The sequence below is a fragment of the Actinoplanes solisilvae genome, from assembly GCF_003999975.1.
GTDB classification, from domain to species: domain Bacteria; phylum Actinomycetota; class Actinomycetes; order Mycobacteriales; family Micromonosporaceae; genus Actinoplanes; species Actinoplanes solisilvae.
This window is the reverse complement of the sequence record NZ_RJAC01000008.1, coordinates 143,985-164,376: the sequence shown is the minus strand read 5'-3', so window position 1 is coordinate 164,376 and position 20,392 is coordinate 143,985. Positions and strand designations below refer to the sequence as shown.

18 protein-coding genes are annotated in these 20,392 nt (G+C 69.0%); 8 read left to right on the top strand and 10 right to left on the bottom strand.

Annotated features, from left to right (window positions below):
• Positions 1-9: 9 nt before the first annotated feature.
• The 7 genes from EER30_RS21875 to EER30_RS21845 form a co-directional block, all read right to left on the bottom strand.
• Entirely contained in the window at positions 10-696 is a 687-nt protein-coding gene (locus EER30_RS21875; RefSeq protein WP_127502371.1) for an iron-sulfur cluster assembly protein, read from the bottom strand.
• Positions 693-1,763, bottom strand: coding sequence for an amidohydrolase family protein (locus EER30_RS21870; protein ID WP_127502370.1), 1,071 nt, complete (start codon positions 1,761-1,763; stop codon positions 693-695). The genes EER30_RS21875 and EER30_RS21870 overlap by 4 nt, the downstream gene beginning before the upstream one ends.
• The gene (gene mimD, locus EER30_RS21865; protein ID WP_127502369.1) at positions 1,756-2,145 is read right to left on the bottom strand and encodes a propane 2-monooxygenase effector subunit MimD; all 390 of its coding nucleotides are present in this window, start codon (positions 2,143-2,145) and stop codon (positions 1,756-1,758) included. Before mimD ends, EER30_RS21870 begins: the two co-directional genes overlap by 8 nt.
• Positions 2,142-3,311 carry a ferritin family protein gene (locus EER30_RS21860; RefSeq protein WP_127502368.1) on the bottom strand — a complete coding sequence of 390 codons (1,170 nt, stop codon included), beginning with the start codon at positions 3,309-3,311 and terminating at the stop codon, positions 2,142-2,144. Before EER30_RS21860 ends, mimD begins: the two co-directional genes overlap by 4 nt.
• Positions 3,311-4,354, bottom strand: coding sequence for an NADH:ubiquinone reductase (Na(+)-transporting) subunit F (locus tag EER30_RS21855; RefSeq protein ID WP_127502367.1), 1,044 nt, complete (start codon positions 4,352-4,354; stop codon positions 3,311-3,313). The genes EER30_RS21860 and EER30_RS21855 overlap by 1 nt, the downstream gene beginning before the upstream one ends.
• Before the next feature lie 4 nt (positions 4,355-4,358).
• A complete protein-coding gene (locus EER30_RS21850) occupies positions 4,359-6,011 on the bottom strand; it encodes a ferritin family protein (RefSeq protein ID WP_127502366.1) in 1,653 nt (550 codons plus the stop codon).
• 69 nt (positions 6,012-6,080) lie between these two features.
• Entirely contained in the window at positions 6,081-6,317 is a 237-nt protein-coding gene (locus EER30_RS21845; protein ID WP_127502365.1) for a hypothetical protein, read from the bottom strand.
• Between the two features lie 114 nt (positions 6,318-6,431).
• Between EER30_RS21845 and EER30_RS21840 the strand changes: the two genes are divergently transcribed.
• The 3 genes from EER30_RS21840 (at position 6,432) to EER30_RS21830 (ending at position 9,900) form a co-directional block, all read left to right on the top strand.
• Complete coding sequence (locus EER30_RS21840; protein WP_127502364.1) at positions 6,432-8,189, top strand: sigma-54-dependent Fis family transcriptional regulator; 1,758 nt, start codon at positions 6,432-6,434, stop codon at positions 8,187-8,189.
• Positions 8,190-8,329: 140 nt separating this feature from the next.
• Positions 8,330-8,950 carry a hypothetical protein gene (locus tag EER30_RS21835; RefSeq protein ID WP_127502363.1) on the top strand — a complete coding sequence of 207 codons (621 nt, stop codon included), beginning with the start codon at positions 8,330-8,332 and terminating at the stop codon, positions 8,948-8,950.
• Positions 8,951-8,979: 29 nt separating this feature from the next.
• On the top strand, positions 8,980-9,900 hold the full coding sequence (locus EER30_RS21830) for an ATP-grasp domain-containing protein (protein ID WP_164842437.1): 921 nt from the start codon (positions 8,980-8,982) through the stop codon (positions 9,898-9,900).
• 4 nt (positions 9,901-9,904) lie between these two features.
• On the opposite strand, the gene EER30_RS21825 is transcribed toward EER30_RS21830, so the two are convergent.
• Both EER30_RS21825 and EER30_RS21820 read right to left on the bottom strand, forming a co-directional pair.
• Positions 9,905-13,912, bottom strand: coding sequence for a trypsin-like peptidase domain-containing protein (locus EER30_RS21825; RefSeq protein ID WP_127502361.1), 4,008 nt, complete (start codon positions 13,910-13,912; stop codon positions 9,905-9,907).
• Between the two features lie 12 nt (positions 13,913-13,924).
• Positions 13,925-14,272: a CU044_2847 family protein gene (locus EER30_RS21820; RefSeq protein ID WP_240670219.1), complete on the bottom strand. Its 348-nt coding sequence runs from the start codon at positions 14,270-14,272 to the stop codon at positions 13,925-13,927.
• 269 nt (positions 14,273-14,541) lie between these two features.
• Between EER30_RS21820 and EER30_RS21815 the strand changes: the two genes are divergently transcribed.
• From EER30_RS21815 to EER30_RS47220, 5 genes are all read left to right on the top strand, one after another.
• Positions 14,542-15,165 carry a hypothetical protein gene (locus EER30_RS21815; protein WP_127502360.1) on the top strand — a complete coding sequence of 208 codons (624 nt, stop codon included), beginning with the start codon at positions 14,542-14,544 and terminating at the stop codon, positions 15,163-15,165.
• 13 nt (positions 15,166-15,178) lie between these two features.
• A complete protein-coding gene (locus EER30_RS21810; RefSeq protein ID WP_127502359.1) occupies positions 15,179-18,367 on the top strand; it encodes a helicase HerA domain-containing protein in 3,189 nt (1,062 codons plus the stop codon).
• Positions 18,368-18,633: 266 nt separating this feature from the next.
• Entirely contained in the window at positions 18,634-18,840 is a 207-nt protein-coding gene (locus EER30_RS21805; protein ID WP_127502358.1) for a DUF8778 family protein, read from the top strand.
• Complete coding sequence (locus EER30_RS21800; protein ID WP_349290884.1) at positions 18,804-19,205, top strand: type II toxin-antitoxin system PemK/MazF family toxin; 402 nt, start codon at positions 18,804-18,806, stop codon at positions 19,203-19,205. Before EER30_RS21805 ends, EER30_RS21800 begins: the two co-directional genes overlap by 37 nt.
• Positions 19,206-19,370, top strand: a complete 165-nt coding sequence (locus tag EER30_RS47220; RefSeq protein WP_164842436.1) for a hypothetical protein — start codon at positions 19,206-19,208, stop codon at positions 19,368-19,370.
• 294 nt (positions 19,371-19,664) lie between these two features.
• Here the strand turns inward: EER30_RS47220 and EER30_RS21795 are convergent, their stop codons facing one another.
• Positions 19,665-20,384 carry a CPBP family intramembrane glutamic endopeptidase gene (locus tag EER30_RS21795; RefSeq protein WP_127502356.1) on the bottom strand — a complete coding sequence of 240 codons (720 nt, stop codon included), beginning with the start codon at positions 20,382-20,384 and terminating at the stop codon, positions 19,665-19,667.
• Positions 20,385-20,392: the final 8 nt, after the last annotated feature.

Below are 20,392 nucleotides of genomic sequence, written 5' to 3'. Positions count from 1 at the left end.
AAGGCCTTCTTACCGGGCGTCCTCGCCCTGACCGTCGGTGTCGTATCGGTGCCGCAGCATCCCTCGGCAGATGCCGGTGTTCGCGTCGAGACTTGTCCGGGTGAGACGGGCTTTGCGCAGGTGAAGCGGGACGGCGTCGGCGCCGATCGGGTCGCCGGTCCTCGGGTCGATCAGCAGGGGAGCGGAGTCGTCACAGGGCAGACCGAGATCACGCCGCCGCCTTTTGAGTCGCGCCAGCGCGGGTGAGGCCGGCACGTCGCCGATGGTCATGGTGGCCAGCGGGAAACCGGCGAGCGGCCGGCACACCGCGTCCGTCCCGGCCAGCACGGCCTTGCGCAGGAAGTCGGCCCGCAGTTCGTCCAGCTCGCCGACGGCCTCCCCGTCGAACGACCGGGCGAAGCCGGCCCGGGCCGCCACCCCCTCGTTGATCGCGTCCGACGCGAAGTGGTCGTCCAGGATCACGGTGGTGGCGAAGCCCAGGGCGGAAACCTGGTCGTAGGCGTCGGCCACCATCAGGTACGCGAAATTGGGCGCGCAGAAGTAGGTCGGCAGCCGCAGATGCACCTCGGCCACCCCGTCGTCGGTCACGGCGGCGGACGCGACGAAGCCCAGCGCCGTTATCGGCTCGTCCAGCTCGGGGTCGCGCACCTCGGCCAGCGCGGCCAAGATGCGCGTCCCCACGGCGGTGGCGGTCATCCGAGCGAAGCCGCCGGTGACCCGGAGCTGACACCCACGGCGTCGTCCCGGGCCGCCGGTGCCCCCTCGCCCGCGTCGAGCTGGTATTCCTTCGGCACCTCGATGCCGTACAGCTTTGCGGCGTTGAGCCCGAGGATCTTCTTCTTGGTAGCCGTCGTCACCCTGGGGTAGTCGGAGAACTCGTCACCGGGGTAGTCCCAGTCGACGAATCCCTCGATCTGCCACTTCGGCTCCCAGATGCCGTAGTCGCTGCCGAAGGTCATCTTGTCCTCGCCGACCCAGAACAGCAGCTCGCCCATCACCTTGGCGAAGAACTTGGGCCGCGCGTGCATCAGACCACCGATCACCACGGACAGGCCCGCGTACACATTGGGCTCCTGCGTCGCCATGAAGCAGAAGTCCTCGATGCGCGGCAGCCCCACGTGCTCGACGATGAAGTTCAGCTGCGGGAAGTCGGTCGCCGCGTGATCCACGTCGGAGACGTCGAAGGCGTCCTTGTCCAGCGGCCAGATCGTCGGGCCCTTGTGCACGTGGATGTTCTTGATGCCCAGTTCCTGGGCCTTCTCCAGATAGCGGTACGCGGCGGGGTCCTTCAGCGTCCAGCCGCGCGACCCGTTGTTCCACTCGGCCGTGTAGAGCTTCACACCGATGCTGCCGTAGCGGGCGACGTTCTCCTCCAGCTTCTTGAGCCCGTCGTCGCCGTCGCGCGGGTCGAACCGGGTGTTGGCGATGAACTTGCCCGGGTGCTTGGCGCCCAGCGCGGCGTTCTTCTCGGTGGTGTTGAAACCCTCCCGGTACCACTCGGTCAGGTACGTCGGCTGGAAGATCGCCACGTCGACGTACCCGTCCTGGAAGACGTCCTTCATGAGGTCGTCCTCGGTGTACGACATGAACTTCTCGATCGGCCAGTGCGTCTCCGGCGGCCCCAATCCCTGGTAGGCGTGGAAGCACTCGATCCAGCCCTTGGCGTACTGCTCGGCCCCCGGGACCCAGTTGTCGGGCCCGGCGTTCCAGTAGTGCATATGGCTGTCGACGACGAAGTATTTCTCCCCGTCCTTCTCATACATGGCGTGACTCCGATCCGGCCTGCAGGTCGAAACCGATGAACTCGGCCGCGTCCTCGGGGTTGGCGAACATGATGGTCCGGTCGTCCTCGTGGATCATGCGGCCGTAATGGGTCGACATGCTCTCCTCGAACTGGGCCGAGTCGAAGAACCCCGGCTCCTCGCCCAGCGCCTCGGACACTTCGTCATAGACGATGTCCATCCGGTTGGTCGCGTCCACGCGGATCATCGAGGGCAGGGGCGTGACCCGTACGCCGGGCTTGTCCCTCAGAACCTCGGCCACGACGATGCCGATCTGGCTGTTCATCAGCGTGATCCCGCACATGTTCGACGCGGTGTTGTCCGACTTGAACGGGCTGTCGGCCGTCTTGAACTGCTGCGTCATCGCTCCAGCTCCTTCGGCAGGTCCAGGCTGAGGTCCTCGACGATGCCGGCGAAGCGGCTCTTGACCCGGTCGAGCGCGTCCTCGAAACGTCCCGGCTTGAGGTCGGGCTGCGACCACAGCGGCTGCAGCGCCCGGGCCGCCGCGATCGCCTGGCCGGTCCAGTCGGCCAGCCAGCCGTTCAGGATCCGGCTGTTGTGGTCGGCGAACTGGCGGTCGTTGGTGAGCAGCTCGAAGATCGCCCGGGTGTAGCGCAGGTCGCGCTCGGAGAAGTCGAACTCCTCGGCCCCCACGACGGTCGGGGTGACGAAGTCGCCGTTGCGCGGGGCCGCCTGCATGACCAGGTGGCTGCGGAACAGTTCGCCGACCAGCGGCTGGAAGACCACGTTGGCCGCGAAGATCGCCTCACCCCAGTCGGACGTGGCGGTCAGCCGCTCCGCGGTCTCCCGTACGCCCTGCCACGCGGGATCGGAGTTCCACGTCTCCAGGTGGGCGCTGCCGTCGAAGCCGTCGATCTCCTCGGTCAGGGTGAGCTGATAGAGCGCCAGGTCCTGGGCCGCGCGGATCAGGTGCATGCTGTTCACGGCGATCGCCGTGTTGTGCATGTTGGTCGGCCCGCGCCGGTTGGCGTTGGCGAACAGGTAGAGGCCGAGACCGTGGTCGACGTGCATCCAGGCGCCGACGTTCTGCTGCACGAAACGCACCCAGTTCGGGTTCCACTGCTCGAACGCCTTGGCCTGCCGCGCCGCGTCGACGTTGGCCTGCAGCTGGCGTACGACGTTGGCGTTGTAGCGGTAGAGCGAGAGCTCCCACTCCTCGTTCGGGTCGCGGAACTCGTGCCAGCCGTGGGCCGGCCAGTCGTAGCCCTTGCCACCCGTACCCGGCCCCCGCTCGGGCTCGGGGCGGTCGCTGCCCCAGGCCTTGAGTACGGTCCAGTCGAGCGGGTAGCCGCCCTTGCCGTCGGCGAACCCGTAGAGCCAGCCCTGCGAGAGGTAGTGCCGCGGATCGGGCTGCACCTCGACCGTGACGTCCTCGTAGTGGGTCTGCTTGCGCTTCTGCGGAGTGAAGTAATTGAACCGGCGTGCCGAGGAGTCCGGGAACTCCTTGGCGCCGGCCTCGGCGTCGGTGAAGACGGGCTTGGGAACGCTACGTTCCGTCGCGGTCGTCATCAGTCCTCCCCACCTGTCGTGGTGAACTTGTCGAAATAGATGTGCTTCTCGGGCGTGCCGAGCTGGGCCAGCAGCGGCATGGCCGCCTCGACCATGGGCGGCGGCCCGCAGAGATACGCGTGGGCCCGCTGCAGGTCGGCCTCGTGACGACGGACGACGTCGGTGACGAACCCGACCTCGCCGTCCCAGTCCTCGCCCTCGACCGGTTCGCTCAGCGCGGGCACGAACCGGAAGCCCGGCAGCTTGTCGGCCAGGGCCTGGATCTCCTCGACGAAGCAGAGATCCTTCGCCGTACGGGCTCCGTAGTAGAAGACGGCCTTCCGTTCGATGCCCCGCTCGGCCATCGAGCGCAGCAGGGCGAGGATCGGCGCCAGGCCCGCCCCGCCCCCGACGAACACCAGGTCGCGATCGGGGGCGTCGCGCAGGGTGAACACCCCGAACGGGCCGGTCAGGTCCAGACGGTCGCCGGCTTTCAGCGTGCCGTCGAGGAACGACGAGAACACGCCGTCCGGGTAGACCTTGATGACGAACTCGAGCCGGCCGTTCTCCTTGCTGGACGTGTTCGCCATGGAGAACGAACGCGTGACGTCCGTACCCGGGACCTTGATGTCCATGTATTGACCCGGGAAGAAAGTGATCTCGGCCGGCTCGATCAGCCGCAGCACCAGGTGCCGGAGGTCGTGCGTCACGCGATCGATCGACACGACCTCGGCCACGGCGTTCTGGATGGGCAGCCCCGAACGCAGGATCTCCTCGTCGTAGTTGAGCAGCTCGATCGTCACGTCCTCGTACACGTGCGCCCGGCAGAGCAGCGTGAAGCCCTCCTCCTTCTCGTAGTCGGGCAACGCGAACGTGGAGTAGCGGTCGAGCTCGATGTCGTCACCGTCGAGGACGAACGACTTGCAGGCCGCGCACTGGCCCTCCTTGCACCCGTGCATGAGCATCAGCCCCTGCTCGGACGCGGAACGCAGCACGGTCTGCTCCTCGTCGACCTCGATCTCGATCCCGACGGGCTCGAACCTGACCCGGTGCTTTTCGCCCACGTCGTTATCCGGCGCGGTACGGGCGCCCGGCCGGGCCGCCGCGGATGTAGTCGGCGTGGAACTTCGCCCGCTCCTCGTCGGTCATCTGGTTGAGCAGCACGTTCGGGCTCTGCAGGTTCGGCATGCGGCGCAGGTGGTCCAGCGTCCACAGCTTCTTCGGGTCGTCCAGGTTCAGGTGCGGCTGCGCGACCATCGTCTTGCCGTCGTCGCGCACGAAGCCCATGTCGGTGACCACGTCGGCCCAGTTCCAGCCGTGGTAGAGGGTCTCCCACTCGCGGGCGCCGATCAGCTGACCCATGTTCGGGGTGTTGCGGCCCTGGTAGACCGGGCGGAACGCCTCGACGTCGGTCCAGCGGCAGGCCTCGTGACAATACGTACGCCACTGGCCGTCGACCTCGGCCATGACCATGTCCTCACGCACCAGGCACGGCACCATGCAGACCCAGCAGCGGTGCGGGTACTGATAGTCGACGTCCTCGGCGACGATCGGGTGGTGCCCGTTCGGCGTCGACAGCCGGTTGTACTGCTCCCACCACTTGCCATAGCGGTCGTACCAGCCGGGGTACTTGTACTCGAACCACTCGAAGTCCTTGTCGGTCATCGGGTCGATCCGCCAGTAGTTGGCCAGCCAGCCGGTCGCGAAGAACTGCGCCACCTCGTGCACGTATCCCTTGTGCCAGATCTGGTTCCACGACTCCTCGATCAGGTCGTGCGGGATGACCAGTCCGTACTTCTCCAACGGCACCAGGTAGCTGCGGTAGTAGTCGTCGTAGATCCAGCGGCGCCACATCTCCGCGTACGACTCCCGGTCCTTGCGACGGTCCTTCGTGCCGTACTCGATGAACGTGCCGATCGCGGCGTCGACCACGCGGTGGTTGTTCCACCAGGCATACCGCAGGTCGCGTTCGAGCAACTGGTGGTTGCCCTCGTCGGCCAGCGCCATCAGCAGGGTGGCGTACCCGTTGCTGATGTGCCGCGACTCGTCCGACTGCACCGAGTGGAACACCGTCGGCAGCAGGTAGTCGCCGTTCGCGGCGGCCTCGGCCGGCATCGCGACGAACAGGGTGTTGGTGAACGCCGTCTCGGCCACGATCGTCAGGTAGATGCTGGCCGCCGTGATCGCGTCGCCGGTGATGAACCCCTCGGCGAACTGCCGGCCGATCGTGCCGCAGTAGTCGTTCTGGAAGTTGCGCAGGCTCGAGTTGAAGCCCGCCGGGTCGATGTAGTTGTTCATGTACAGGCGCTTGAGGTTCTGCTGGATCGTCGAGTGCCGAACCTCGTCGATCATCTGGATCGCCTGGCCGTTGTGCAGTTCCGGGTTCGGCACGTTGCGGAACAGCAGCGGCATCGCGCGCGCCGCCGAGATCTCCGGCAACGGGATGATCGACAGGAACAGCTTCTGCCATTCCAGCCACCGCTCCTGCACCTGGCGGAACATGTTGCCGCGGATCGCGCCGTCCGACGCGCCGTACACCCGGTTGTCCTTCTCCTCCTGCATCGGGAAGTACGACCGCAGCACCTGCTTGAGCGGATCCTTCTTCTGCGCCTTGCGGAACGTGTAGTCGGTTCCGTAGTGCGAGACCGGCTGGTGGTACATCGGTTCCCAGGACAGCTCCTGGATCTTCTGATGAGCCCTGGCCACGCTCTGCCGACTCATGAGTCATCTCCTCGTCCTTGGCTGCGTCCTACTGGCGCATCAGACCTCACCCGTACGTGTACGGGGGTCTCACAATGAGTCACGGCCGTTCTCCTCGAAGACCGCGGCCCGGATGTCGGCTAGGTGCTTTTTGACTCTTTCCCCGACCTGGCGGTCGCCCTCGGCCGCCGGCTCGATGCCCAGCGCGCGCAGCAGCTCGGCCGCGGGCGCGCCCGGATCGGCGCCGCCCAGCACGGGATGCAGCCCCTGAGCAGCTAGGTGGTGGAAGACGACATTGACGACGGTCCAGGGGTTGTACGTCTCCATCCCTGGAGTTCACCCCGTACGGGCGGGCCGGCGGGTCTCAACATGAGACGGGGGTCACCGTGCCCGGGCGTACGGTGTAACGAGCCTGAAACCTGCGGACAGGGGGATCCCCCCATGCCTCCCGCCGACAACGATCGATTAGCCAAAACGCGAGAGCAGTTCCTGACCGCCGAAGACGTCAACCCCGACCAGGTCCGCGACGCGATCCTGGCCTCGTGGTGGCGCTCCCGCCGCTGGAACGTGGCCGCCGACCGGGTCGACCTGACCTACCTGCGCGACCCCGACCTCGACACGCCGCTCACCCGCAGCGCCCTGCCCGTGCTGCGCCACCTGCGCGAGCACCTCGACGGGCAGCCGATCAGCATCATCCTCACCGACCCGCAGGGCCTCGTGCTGACCCGCCTCGACGCGGGCCGCGACCTCGACGCCCACCTCGACCACGTCAACCTGGCCCCCGGCTTCAGCTACGCCGAGGAATTCGTCGGCACCAACGGCATCGGCACGGCCCTCGAAGGCGGCCGCCCGATGCACGTCTTCGGCCACGAGCACTACGCCGAACACCTCGAAGACCTGGCCTGCGCGGGCGTGCCGATCCACCACCCGATCTCGGGCAAGACGGTGGGCGCGGTCGACCTGACCTGCTGGCGCAAGGACGCCGACCCGCTGCTGCTCGCGCTGGCGAAGACGACCGCCGGGCAGATCCAGCAGGCGCTGCTGGCCGACAGCGGCATCCGCGAGCTCGAACTCCTGCAGGAATACCTGCGCACGTGCCGGCGTACGGCGGGAATTGTCTTCGCCCTGAACAACGACGTCGTGATGATGAACGACAACGCCCGGCACGTGCTCGACCCGGCCGAGCAATCGCTGCTGTTGTCGCAGGCGGCCGAGACGCTGGCCGGCCGCAACCCGACGGCCTCCCTGACGGTCGAGCTGCCCAGCGGGGTCAAGGCGCGCCTCTACTGCCGTCCCGTCCGCGGCGAGGGCGGCCTGACCGGCGGCGTCGTCCACGTCAAGATCGAAGACCGGGTACGCGTCGCGCCGGCGCCCACGGCCCGCGTCTTCCTGCCCGGCCTGGTCGGTGCGGGCGGGCTGTGGCTGCGCGGCTGCCACCAGGTCTCGGCGACGTACGCGTCGGGGGAGTGGCTGGCCCTGGAAGGCGAGGCCGGCGTAGGGAAGCTGGCCGTCGTGCGCGCGATCCACCAGCACGAACATCCCGGCGCCCATTTCGCGGTGGCCGACGCGGCCCTGCCCGGCCGCACGTGGCTCGACGACGTGCGGCGCGAGCTGCGGATTTCTCAGGGGGCGCTGGTCATTCAGCACGTGGACCGAGCCAACGGACCGGCCCTGCGCTCGCTGTGCCGCCTGCTGGAGCGGGCCCGCACCTTCGGGACATCGCCATGGGTTGTGATCACCTTCCACGACGGCACCGACCTGCCGGACCTGCTGCGTTTCTTCCCCGGCACGGTCGAGCTGCCGCCGCTGCGCTACCACCTCGAGGACGTACAGGCCCTGGTCCCGTTCTTCCTGACCCGCCTGGTCCCCGACGGCCGCCTCGAGTGTTCCCCGGCGGCGCTGCAGATGCTGTCGCGCGCGAGCTGGCCGGGCAACATCGAGCAGCTCTGGCAGGTGCTCCGCAACATCGTCCAGCACCGCCGCAGCGGAGCCATCCAACCGCGAGACCTGCCCCCGGAGTGCCGCACGGTGAGCCGCCGCCTGCTGAGCCCTCTGGAAGCAATGGAACGCGACGCGATAGTCCGAAGCCTGCTGGACTGGGACGGCAACAAGGTCAAAGCAGCCACCGCCCTGGGCATGTCCCGGGCCACGATCTACCGAAAGATCCACGAGTACGGCATCGTCGCGCCCGCGAAGTAGTTCATCACTACTGCGGCCTGGATCGCCGCCCGGCCGCCGGTGGGCCGGTCCTCGACAATGGAGCGAGCTGGCATGATGGCAGCCGTCAGTGTCGTGTGCCTGTCCCGCCGCACCGCAGCAGCCGTGAGGAGGCTGTTTCCTTGAGCCCACCGACCGCGACTCTGCTGGCGGCGGCCATCGCCGCGGTCGCCGCTGTCGGCGGCTATCTCTCGGCCCAAAGATGGAAGCGGCGCGACGACAAAGTACGGCTCTTCGCCGACGCCCTTCAAGCGGTTCGCCGCTACGAGGAACTTCCGTTCCGGATCTCCCGGCGCCCGGACTCAAGTCCGGCCACCCGGGAACGAATGGCCGGATTGGTCAGCGACTCATTCATCGAACTCGGACACTATCGTGCGTTGTTGCTGCTTCATTCTCGTGAGGCCGGCGACGCCTATGCCCTTCTGTTGAACCGGACGCATCGCGATTGCCGGCCGCACCGGCAGCAAGCATGGTCGATGCGACTCGTGCGCCAGGACTCCGACGCTCACATGGGTGGTAAGTTTCTTTTCGACAACAAGCCGGAACTTGCGTTGTGCGTGGTGGCGATGAGGCGGTCCCTGCGCCCTTTTGCCGTTTTGCGCGGGCGTCGAACCAGACGTGAGATCCGCGCACTCATCGCAGCGCGGGAACTCGACCCGACGATGCCGATGGAATTGACGACGCGCCTCCGGGCGATATCGAGGGAGCTTTCGTCCTTGCGCCCACCGCCGCCCAGGTCATGAGCTCTGTCTTCAACAGTCACGGAGGAGTTGTGCCCGGACGGGTGGGCGTGGTCAGTCGATTCAACGCTTGGAGCGCCGACGACCACCCTTTCAGATCGCCGTTGAAGAGACTGGGAATCGACTACGTCCCCATCCGTCTCGGCGACATACAGCTCAGCACGCGGTCGGGTGGCCGACCCGAACTGACGGTCTCGAACAGCACCAATTCGAGCAGCGGGGGCCTTGCATTCCCGGATGTCGACGCGGTGCTGTGGCGCGTCTCGGAGAATCTCTTCCCGAGATGCTACGCACTGGCCGCCGCTCTGGCCGAACGAGTTCCGGTCGTCAATCCATTCTTCTGCCTCAGGAATTGCAGCGACAAATGGCTCACCCATCGTCTTCTGGAGGCCGTCGGGCTGCCGACCGTGCCCACGCAGCTCGTCCTGCCCGACAACGTGGTGCCTGATTTCGGAACTCCGATGACGATCGTCAAGCCGGCCCAGGGGGCAGGTGGACGTGGTGTCCGCGCGGAATCGCCGGGATCCTCGTTCGAGAGTGACGAGGCCTACATAGCGCAGCCCGAACTGTATTCCGACCCCGCTCGCCATGTGCGCGTCCTGGTTTGCGGTGGACGTGCGGTGGCGGCGATCCATCGAACGCCGGCCGATCCGGCGACCGGACCGTTCGCGGTGAACAACCTGGACGCGGGCGGAATCGAGACCATCGCCAAGATCGATCCCGTCGCGGACATCGCGGTGGCCGCCGCCGACGCGGTACAGGGAATCATGGTCGGTGTCGATCTGGTGCTGGATGAGAACGACGAATATCTGATCTTGGAGGTCAACTCGTCGCCCGGCTTGGAAGGCGTGAACAGGAGCTCCGAAGCCGACATATATCAGCTTGCCGCCGAAGCCGTGCGGGCTTCGATCGAGTCGTCCGGCGGAGCTCCCCGCGAACCCGCAGTCGAATAAGACCTCAGTGGTTGCCGCAGCCGTCGACGGCGAGGGCGATCAAACCCTCGCTCAGGCCGACGATCAGGCGACCGGCGACGAAGTGGCAGCTCAGCGCCGGATGGTGGACCGGGATAGCGCGCAGCATCCGGCCGGTCGCCGGGTCCCAGAGGCGTACGGTGCGGTCGGCTCCGACCGAGGCCAGCAGCTCCCCGCCGGCGGACGGCACCGCGCAGAGGCCCTTCACCTCGCCGACGTGGCCGAGCAGCGGGTCGTGGGGGCGGCCGTCCTCGGGATCCCACAGGCGGATGACGCTGTCGGCGCCGGCCGAGGCGAGCAGCGGTCCGACCGTGCAGAGGGCGTTCACCGCGTCGGAGTGGCCGTGCTCGGTCCACAAAGCGGCGCCGTCGGAGTCCCAGAGTCGTACGGTGCCGTTCTTGTCGGCCGAGGCCAGCGCCGGGCGGCCGTCGCGCACGGTCACGGCCAGGGCGGTCACCCAGTCGGTGTGGCCGGTCAGGTTCTCGCGGACGACCTTGTCGTGCGGGCGCCACAGCCGGATCGTGACGTCGTCGCCGGCTGAGGCGATCATGGTGCCGTCGGCGGCGGGCAGCGCCCGGACCGCGTTGACCGAGTCGAAGTGCGCGGTCATCGGGGCGTCGTGCAGGCCGGAACCCGCCGACCAGAGCTGGACCGTGCCGTTGCCGCCCGCGGCGACCAGTAGCGTCTCGCCGTCGTTGTCGGCCGCGCAGAGGTCGTTCAACGTTCCGGCGTCGGCCGAGTATTCGTCGAGTTCGGTTCCGTCGGCCGGGTCCCAGAGGCGGACGCTGCCGTCGCTGCCGGTGGAGGCCACGACGTCACGGCCGTCGAAGGTGACCGTGCACAGTGAGGTCACGTCCCGCAGCCGGCGGCCGTCGCGAACCGGGCCGGGCAGGTCGCCGTCGGGGTCCCAGAGGCGTACGGTGCCGTCGTCGCCGGCCGTGGCGAGCATCCGGCGGTCGGAGATCGGCAGCTCGCACACGGCCCGGATCCAGCTCGCGTGACCGCGCAGTGCCGTTCGCTCGCGGCCGGTCGCCACGTCCCAGATGCGGATGGCGCCGTCCTCCCCGGTGGCCGCCAGCAGCAGGCCGCCGGGGGTGCCCACGGTGCAGAGGTCGGTCATCGGGCCGCCGGTCTCGAACCGTCCGGCCTCGGCGCCCGTGACGGGATCCCAGAGCCGCACCGTCCCGTCGTAACCCGCCGAGGCGATCAGCGTGCCGCGCTCGGTCGTCACCGCGTACAACGTGGTCACCCAGCCGATGTGCCCGGCGAGCTTCAGCAACTCGTCCCCGGTGCGCGGATCCCACAGGCGGACCGTGCTGTCGTATCCGGTGGAGGCGACCAGGTGGCGGCGTCCGACGGGCACGTGCGTCACCGCGGTCACCCAGCCGGTGTGCCCGATCAGGGTGCGCACCGGCGTGCCCGTGGCGGGGTTCCAGATGCGTACGGACCAGTCGTCGCCGGCCGAGGCGAGCAGGTCGCCGTCCGGGCCCGGGATAGTGCAGACGTTGCGGACCCACTCGGCGTGGCCTCGGAGCTCGTGGATCATCTGACGACTGACCGGGTCCCACAGCCGTACGGTCCCGTCGTGGCCCGCCGTGGCGAGCAGCGTCTCGGTGCCGACGCGCACCGCGCACAGGCTGCGGACACAATCGTCGTGACAGTGCAGGACCCGTTCGGACTGGTTGGTCAGCGGGTCCCAGAACCGGACGTCGCCGTCCTCACCGGCCGAGGCCAGCAGGTTGCGGCCCTGGACGGGGATCGAGGCCACGTCGTAGACGGCCTGCGAGTGACCCTCGAGAACCGTGCGCTCCTGGCGGGGCCGGGCGTGCGTCCACGCCGCGTAGTAGGGCGCGCCGTCGGCCGAGACCGCCGCGCCCAGACCGTCGAGCCGGTCGACGACCGAGAACAAGGCCGAGCGTTCCGGCGCCGAAACGGCCAGAGCAGCGGGCGTACGCTGCAGCAGCGCCACCCGTGCGCGACCACGCTCGGTGCTCGCCGCGCCGGCCACGCGCAGCACCCGGTCCAGCTCGGCGTGCAGCAGGAAGTCGTCGTCGGTCAGCAGTTCGTCGAGCATCCCCGCCTGCGCGGCGTGCACGGGCAGGAACCGCAGCAGATATCCGGGCGCCGCGGCCCATCCGGTTCGCCGGCCGAGCGACGCCCAGGCGCGTACCAGCTTCGGCCGGTCGCCCGCGCGTTCCGAGGTCAGTTCGTCGTTGAGCGCCTGATGGAAGAGCCGATAGCTGGCGCCGGCCGGATCCGCCTTCTCGACCAGGAAGTTGGCCGCCGAGGTGCGGGCGAAACGGCGGAGCTCATCCTCGGTCGACGTGCCACCGAGCGCGGCCACCGCCGCCTGCCACAGCATCGGGTTCAGTCCAGGCGGCTCGGCGTACGCGAGGGCGGTCAGCACCAGCCGGGCCGAGGCGCCGCCGACCGGGGGCAGGCCGTCGAGATAGGTGCTCAAGGCGGACGCCATGTCACCGGCGAACGTCGTCCCCGCGCCGACCGGCTCCGAGTCGTTCAGGGCGTGCGCCCGAGCGACGAGCCCGGCGACGAGGAAGTTCTGCCGCGCGAACCGGGCGATCCGGTGGGCGACCGGCCGGGCCACGGCGGCGGTCGCGTACGGGTTGCCCGGCCGTGGATCGCCGAGCAGGCGCAGGGTGGCCTCGGTGTAGTCGACGAGGTCGGCCTCGGCGAAGAACTCGGGCGCGTCGAGATCGACCACGTCGGGTTCGGGGCCGAACTCGGCGAGCAGGTCGCCGTCGCTGTCGAGGCGCCGCGTCCCGACCAGAACCTGGATGCCGGCCGCGCGTCCGTCGTGGGCCAGCGGGATGAGCACCTCCCGCACGAGCGAGCGGGCCTGCTCGGGGTCGGCCGCCTCGTCCAGGGCGTCGACGATCAGGTTGAAGCGCGCCGGTCGGTCAGCGAGCCGGTCACGCAGGGCCGAGACGACGTCGACCGGAGCGGCGGGCAGGCCGACACCGGCCGCGCGGGCGATCTCGGCCGCGACGTCCAGGGCGCTCTTGCCCTTCGCGTGCACCGCGCAGGCCACCGAGCCCGGCGTCGCCCGCACCAGGGTGTCATCCGCCGGAAGCTCGCTGCGCAGGGCCGGGTCGGCCGTGGTGACCAGGCGGCCGAGCACCGCCGACTTGCCCACCCCGGGCGAGCCCGTCACGATCAAGGGCCGGCCCGAGGCGTACGGATGGTCGAGCGCTCCCACGAGCCGGTGCAGGGCGTTGTGCCGGCCGCGGAACCGGTGACCGTTCTCCCCGGCGACCGCCACCCCGCGTGCCCTCGGCAGCCAGTGCCGGCCGGCCTCCTCGTCGGTGACCAGGGCCCAGCCCCACGCGGCGAGCGCGGTCTCGTCGGCGTCGGCGGGTTGCCAAGCGGCCAGAGCGCCGAGCTTGAGCGCGGGCAGCCGGTCGTCGGCGTGCCGGAACGTGAGCGCCTGAGCGTCACCCTTGCCGTTCTGCGCCTCCAGGACGATGCCGACGACCGCCTGATAGTCCGGCGACCACACCGCGGCGCCACTGAAACCCTTGGCCACCGGGCTGTCGGACTCGGTGGCGAGGTGGACCTTGCCGTGGCCGCGATGACCCGAGACGCGGCCGTGCGTCGAGTAGCCGCTCGGCATCGTGGCCGGGTAGCCGTAGGCCCACCAGGGCCGCTCCAGCAGTTCCCGGCCCGTCAGCAGACGTACGGTGGCCGGCGTGACCTCGGCGGGGACAGGGTCGACCAGTTCCAGCAGCGCGAGGTCCACATGCTCGTCGGGCATGCCGTTCACGAGGCACTGGCGAACGCGTCGCCGCTCCCAGAAGCCGACGTCGGCCATCGGGAAGGACACCCACAGGTCCTTGGCGCGACCCTCTCGGAAGGCCACGTGGGCGCAGGTCAGCACCAGGTTGGTGTCGACGACCAGGCCGGAGCCGATCGACGTCTCGGCGCCCTCGGCGTCGTGCAGGGCGACGGCCCATCCGTCCGACGGCGGTTCGTGCACCCCGGGCCGTCCTCAGTCGCCCGTGGCCGGGACGGTGCCGGGCGGGTTCCAGGTCAGCGTCACCTCGAAGTTGCCCTCGGTCGCGGCCCGGGCGACCAGCCAGTTGGCGGTCCCGGTGACCTTGACCCCGAACTTCACCTGTACGCCGTCGGGTGAGAGCTCGCGGGCCAGCTCGAGCAGTTCGCGGGCCGCCTCGATCGCCGGCCCTGCCGCGTCACGCACCTTGCCCAGCACGTCGCCGGCGCCAGCGGGCACGAACCCGTCACCCGGCTCGATCTCGAACCGGGCGGTCGTCGAACCGTCCACGTCGTACGTCACGATCTCGGGCGACAAGAGCCGCACCTCCCGTCGCGTTCTCACCGAAGCGACATGCTGCCTTCAATCGCGGCCGCGAGGCAATACCGGCCGTTCAAGATCGCATTTCGGCGGCCTCGAACGAATGTTTGAGGAAAGCGTGTGAGCAGGCCCGGAAAAGATCTACTGAGAAGTACCGTGTCAGATATTGGCAGGCTCGGAACACCACCTTGCGGGATCCGCTCCCACGTCGGCAGAATCGGGCCGGTAATCGGCGCCCCGCCGCGAGAACCGAGATCAACAGCGCCTCCGGGCGCCCCGAGGAGTGCCCGAATATGACCGATAAAGAGCTGACATCGGTGCAGCGGTATGTTCTCCTCACCTTGATGATCAATGCCGAACCGCTCCCGAACACAGCCGTCAGCAACAGTCTCAAAAAGCCCAAGCGCGACGAGCTGGTGAATTGGGGATATCTCGAGGCCGGTGGGCGCCCGATGATTCTCGAACTGACCCAGAAAGGGCACGATCGCGCCGTCACCGAACTCGACGGTGACCAGCCGCCCGGCTCGGGAACCGTCGGATTGGCGCTCTACGCGGCCCTGGGATTCGTACGCAACCTGATCGAACGGACCGGCACGAAACCCGAAGATCTGTTCCGTTTCCGGCTGGCCGGGGCCCCGGTCGCGGCCGCGCTCGACAGCGGCCTGGAAGAGCGCGTACGCAAGGCGTACTCGTCGCTCACCGCACGGCCCGGCGACTACCTGATGCTCGAAGACCTGCGGGCGGCGCTGCCCGACGTGAACCGGGCCGAACTCGACGACGCGCTCATCGAGCTCAACCGCGCCCGCGACGTCAACCTGGTGCCGGAGTCCAACCAGAAGGTGCTGACCGGTGGGCAACGCGCGGCCGCGGTGAGCATCGGCAACCAGGCCAAGCACCTCATCGCCATCAGCGTCTGACGAGGGCGGCCCGGTGGACGAGGACCAGCGTCGCGCGTTGGCGGCCCTCCGGCTGAGCTGGGCGCCGACCCCCGACGACGTCTGGCGTCCCGCTCCGTACCACGTGGACGGCCTGCACGAAGACCTGCTCGCCCTGGTCATGGAAGGGGTCGACGAGGCGCGGCGCAACCTCGAGAGCCCGATGGGCCTGGCGCTGCAGGGCCCGCGGGGCACCGGAAAGACCCACCTGCTGGGCACGGTGCGCGAGCGGATCCAGTCGGACGCCGGCTACTTCTTCCTGGTCGAGATTCGCGAGGCCAAGTCCTTCTGGCGCAACACCACCATGGCGTTGCTCGACGGTTTCGCCCGGCCACGCCCCGACGGCGACACCCAGCTGGAGTTCTTCCTCCGGCAACTCGCCGAGCTCATCGAGGCCCCGCGGCCGGTCAAGCGCGCGCTGATCGGCGAGTACGAACTGACCCGCCCCGCGCTCGACGCGTTCATCGACCTGCTGCGCAAACACCATCGGCAGATCGGCATGGAGTGTCAGGACACCGCCCGCGCCCTGGTGCTGCAGGCGTCCTCGTCCCTGCCGGCGCAGGACGTCGGCTACGACTTCCTCTGCTCGAACGACGAGGAGGAGCCGGGCGACCGGGCGGCCTGGGGGATGCGCCGCGGCAAACGCTCCGCCCAGGAGATCGTCCGTGAGGTGTCGAGGCTGCTCTCCCTCACCGGGCCGACGGTCATCGCCGTCGACCAGATCGACATCCTCATCGCTCAATCGGTGAAGTCGACGGCCGGCGGCGACCGGGCCAACTGGCAGACCGCGCTGCTGCTCGAACAGATCGCCGGTGGCCTGATGTCGCTGCGCGAGAACACCCGGCGCACCCTGTCCGTGGTGGCCTGCCTGCCCAAGACCTGGCAGGACATCAAGGGTCAGGTCACCGACACGGTCCAGGACAGGTTCCGGGAAGCGGCGTGGCTCAAGGAGATCCCCACCCGCGAGGTCGGCGAGCGGCTCGTGGCCCGCCGGTTCGCCGATCGCTTCGCCGAGGTGGAGTTCGAGCCGCCGTACCCCACCTGGCCGGTGCGGCCCGAGGCGTTCGCCGAGGCGGTTCAGTTCACGCCCCGGGAACTCCTTCGGACGGTCGACCGGCACGTCCGGGCCAGACTCGCCGAAGACAAGATCACCGAGCTCACGCACCTCCTCTATTCCGCTCAGGAGTCGCCGACGGCCCGGCCCGCGGAGAGGGAGGAGCCGGTCGCGGAATTCCCCGAGTTCAACACCCGGTACGACGAACTCGTCAAGATCGCCGATCCGGAGGCCGCGCTCAGCCAGACCACCGAGGACCAGGTCGTGCCTGAACTGCTGCGGGCCGGTCTCACCGCCTGGATCGCCGAGCAGGGCGCGACCGGGGAGTTGTTCAGCATCGACCCGCAGGCGGGCGGCAAACCCGCGCTGCACGCCCGGTTGCGGCTCGCCCTCGAGTCCGACGACGAGGACGAGGTTCACTGGTCGTTCCGGGCGGTCTGCGCGAAGCATCCCATCTCCGCGCTGAACCGCATCCGCAACGCGATCACCTCGGCCGGGCTGACCGAGGGGGTGTCCCGGCGGCGGTTGTTCCTGCTGCGGACGCCGTCGTGGTCGCCGGGAACCCGTACCCAGGAAGTGATCAAGGCATTCAACGAGGCCGGCGGCTTGACTCTCGACTTCCCCGAGGAGGACGTGATCCGGCTGACGGCGCTGCAGGGGATGATCGCCGAGTTCGGCGAGGAGGCGCTGCGGCCCTGGTTCGGCGCACGCCGGCCGACCGCCGACATCAGCGTTCTGGCCGGTTCGTTGGTCGTACCCGAGGTTGTCGATCCGGCGGTTGTCACGCCAACGGTTGTCGGGCCGGCGGTTGTCGGGCCAGCGGTTGTCTCGCCCGCGGTTGTCTCGGCCTCGCCGCGGGCTGAAGCGCCGGGTTCCGAATCGTCGGCCGTGCCGGTCGGGGCCATCGCGATCGGGGCCGCGGTGGACGGCCAGGGCCGGGTCGCCGTCGGGCTGGAGGCGTTGCGGCGGCACACGGCGATCTTCGCCGGTTCGGGGTCGGGCAAGACGGTGCTGATCCGGCGGCTGATCGAGGAGTGCGCCCTCCAGGGTGTGTCGGCGATCGTTCTCGACCCCAACAACGACCTCGCGCGGCTCGGCGACCCGCACCGGGAACCGCCGGACTCATGGTGGCCGGGCGACGACGCACGGGCCGCCGACTACCTCGCGAACACCGACGTCGTCGTGTGGACCCCGCGGTGGCGCGGCGGCCGTCCGCTGAGCTTCCGGCCGCTGCCCGACTTCGCCGAGATCGTCGACGACCCGGACGCGTTCGAAGCGGGCATCGAGGTGGCGGTCTCCGCCCTCGCGCCGCACGCCCGCGCCGACGGCACGACCGAGAAGGCCCGGCTCAGCCAGTCGGTGCTGCGGCAGTCGCTCACCCACTACGCCCGCCGGGGCGGCAGCGACCTCGACGGCCTGGTCGACCTGCTCGGTGACCTGCCCGAGGGGATCAGCGACCTCGACGAGGACGGCATCAAGCTGGCCGCGAAGATGTCGCAGCTCCTCAAGGCCGCGAAGATCAACGATCCGTTGTTCGGCGGGGCGGGCGCCCTGGCCGACCCCGGTGAGCTGCTGACGCCGCCGCCGGGCAAACGGGCGCGGATCTCGGTGATCAGCTTCGTCGGCCTGAACGATCAGAAGCAGCAGCAGACGTTCGTCAACCAGCTCCAGGTCGCGCTGTTCTCGTGGATCAAGCGCAACCCGGCCGGCGACCGTCCGCTCGGCGGCCTGTTCGTCATGGACGAGGCGCAGAACTTCGCCCCGTCCGGCGCGATGACACCGTGCACGCACAGCACGCTGATGCTGGCGTCGCAGGCCCGCAAGTACGGTCTCGGCCTGGTCTTCGCCACCCAGGCGCCGAAGGGGCTGCACAACCGCATCCCGGGCAACGCCGCCACCCAGTTCTTCGGGCTGCTGACCAGCATGACCCAGATCGACGCGGCCCAGGAGATCGCCCGGGTGAAGGGCAGCCCCATCCCCGACGTCGGCCGGCTCGACCGAGGCGAGTTCTACGCCGCGGTCGAGGGGGCGAGTTTCGTGAAGATGCGGGCGCCGTTCTGCTTGAGCCACCACCCGCCGAGCCCGCTGACAGCCGAGGAGGTCATCCGGCGGGCCGCCGCCCATGAGTGATCGGCGTGTCTGACGTCGGGCAGCACGACCCGGCGCCCGCATCGAGTCCGGCGGGGAACCCCGGTTCGAACTGAACCCGGCCGAGCCGGCTCTGATCGTGAAGATCGTCCGGCAGGCGCTCGTTGCGGGCTGGCAGCCACATCACCGGGGCACGACTCAAGCTCACCCGCGACCGTGAATGGTTGGAACCCGAGTGGCGGCCGCTGTGAGGATCCGGGCTCAGGTCTCGATTCTCGAATCGTCCTACCCCAGGTAGCATTGTTGGTGTGAAGATTAGTGTGAGTCTGCCGGATTCGGATGTGGCGTTCCTCGACGCGCAGGGCACCAACCGGTCGGCTGTGCTCCACCAAGCGGTGCAGTTGTTGCGGCGCAGCCAGCTCGACGAGCAGTACGAAGCGGCATTCGATGAATTTGAGGCGAGCGGCGAGCAGGCTCTGTGGGACAACGCGACCGCCGACGGTCTGCCGTCGTGAGATGGGGCAGCATCGTCCGGGTAAATCTGGACCCCGCTGTGGGCAGCGAAGCCGACAAGACCCGGCCAGCGCTTGTGGTGTGCAACGACCGGGCTGTTCGGGCCGCGCAACGTAACGGGCGTGGGGTCATCTCGGTACTGCCGATCACTTCCAACACATCCCGGCTCTATGCCTTTCAAGTATTGATCGACGGGGCCGCCGTGGACGGCGCCGGCCTGGACCAGGAAAGCAAGATCCAAGCCGAACAGATCAGGTCGGTGGACATTCGTCGGATCGTCGAAGAAGTCGGGGAGCTTCCGGAGCGGCTCCACCTCGCGGTACGTGAGGCACTGGCGCTGCACCTTGACCTGGACATCGTCGAATAGGTGGTGTTCGACAGCCACGCCAGCAGGCTGATCGCCGGCTGGGTGCTCAGGCCAGCGGACATGGCGGCCAGGATCGAGCTGGTTCGGCGGCTGACCGGATGCGTCACGGCAGCGCCGGGCGATCAGGACAGCCGGGTCCAGGAGAGTCGCCTCGAAGTCTCGTGAAGGCCGCTCAACCCCGACAGCGCCACGGTCGCGGTGTACGACGGCCCGGTCACCGCGATCGGCGACATGCTCGCGGCCGGCGACGGCCCGAGCGTACGGCGAGCGTGTGAATTGGCTGCTCGGACTGGACCCGGACACGGGTAAGGCGTACGCGAACGGTCTGGTCTTCCGGCCGATGGCTGCTCGTCTCGGCGACGGTACGTGATCTGACGGCCGGCTCGGGCTTCGAGCTGGTCGACGCCTCCGGCGGAGCGCTCAGCCCAGCGTGATCGGCTCGCTGGGGCCGGGCAGTACTCAGACGAGGCTTGTCGTGGCCAGGCCGGCCGCTATCAGCAGGCCCAGACCGTTGGTGGCCCAGTGCAGGGCGGCGGCCGCGAGGAGGCTTCCGCTGCGGCGGCGCAACTCGCAGAGCAGCAGGCCGGCGACCGCGGTGAAGGCGACCGCTCCCAGGACGGCCAGCACGCGGCCCGTGGTGCCGCCGCCGACGGCCGAGCCGACCGCCTGGTTGGCGTCGTTGAGGCGCAGCGACGGCAAGATGTGCCAGAGGCCGAAGAGCACCGACGACGTCACGCTCGCCCAGACGGCGCCGCGATGCCGGTTGACCAGGCCCAGCAGCACGCCGCGGAAGGCGACCTCTTCGAGCAGGACCGTGCCGAGCGGCACGACGATGAAGGCCGTCAGCAGCGCCGCGCCGGGGTGCAGGTGGTAGCGGACGTCGTGGAACGCGGGCCGGGTGAGTGGCAGCGCGACACCGATCGCGTAGACGACCGCGACGGCCAGGATCGCGCCGAGGGCGTACTTGAGGCCGGGCACGAGCGTACGCCGGGAAAGCCCGAGATCGTGCCAGCTCAGGCCAACCTTGCGGGCCAGCAGCACCAGAATCAGCGCCACGAGCGGACCGACGACCAGGCCGGTGTGATGGGGCCCGAACTTGTCGGCCACATTGACCGCGGCCAGGATCAGAACGACGGACCCGACCAGCAGGACCAGTCGGCGCCGGGAGCTTTCAGGCATGACTGCGA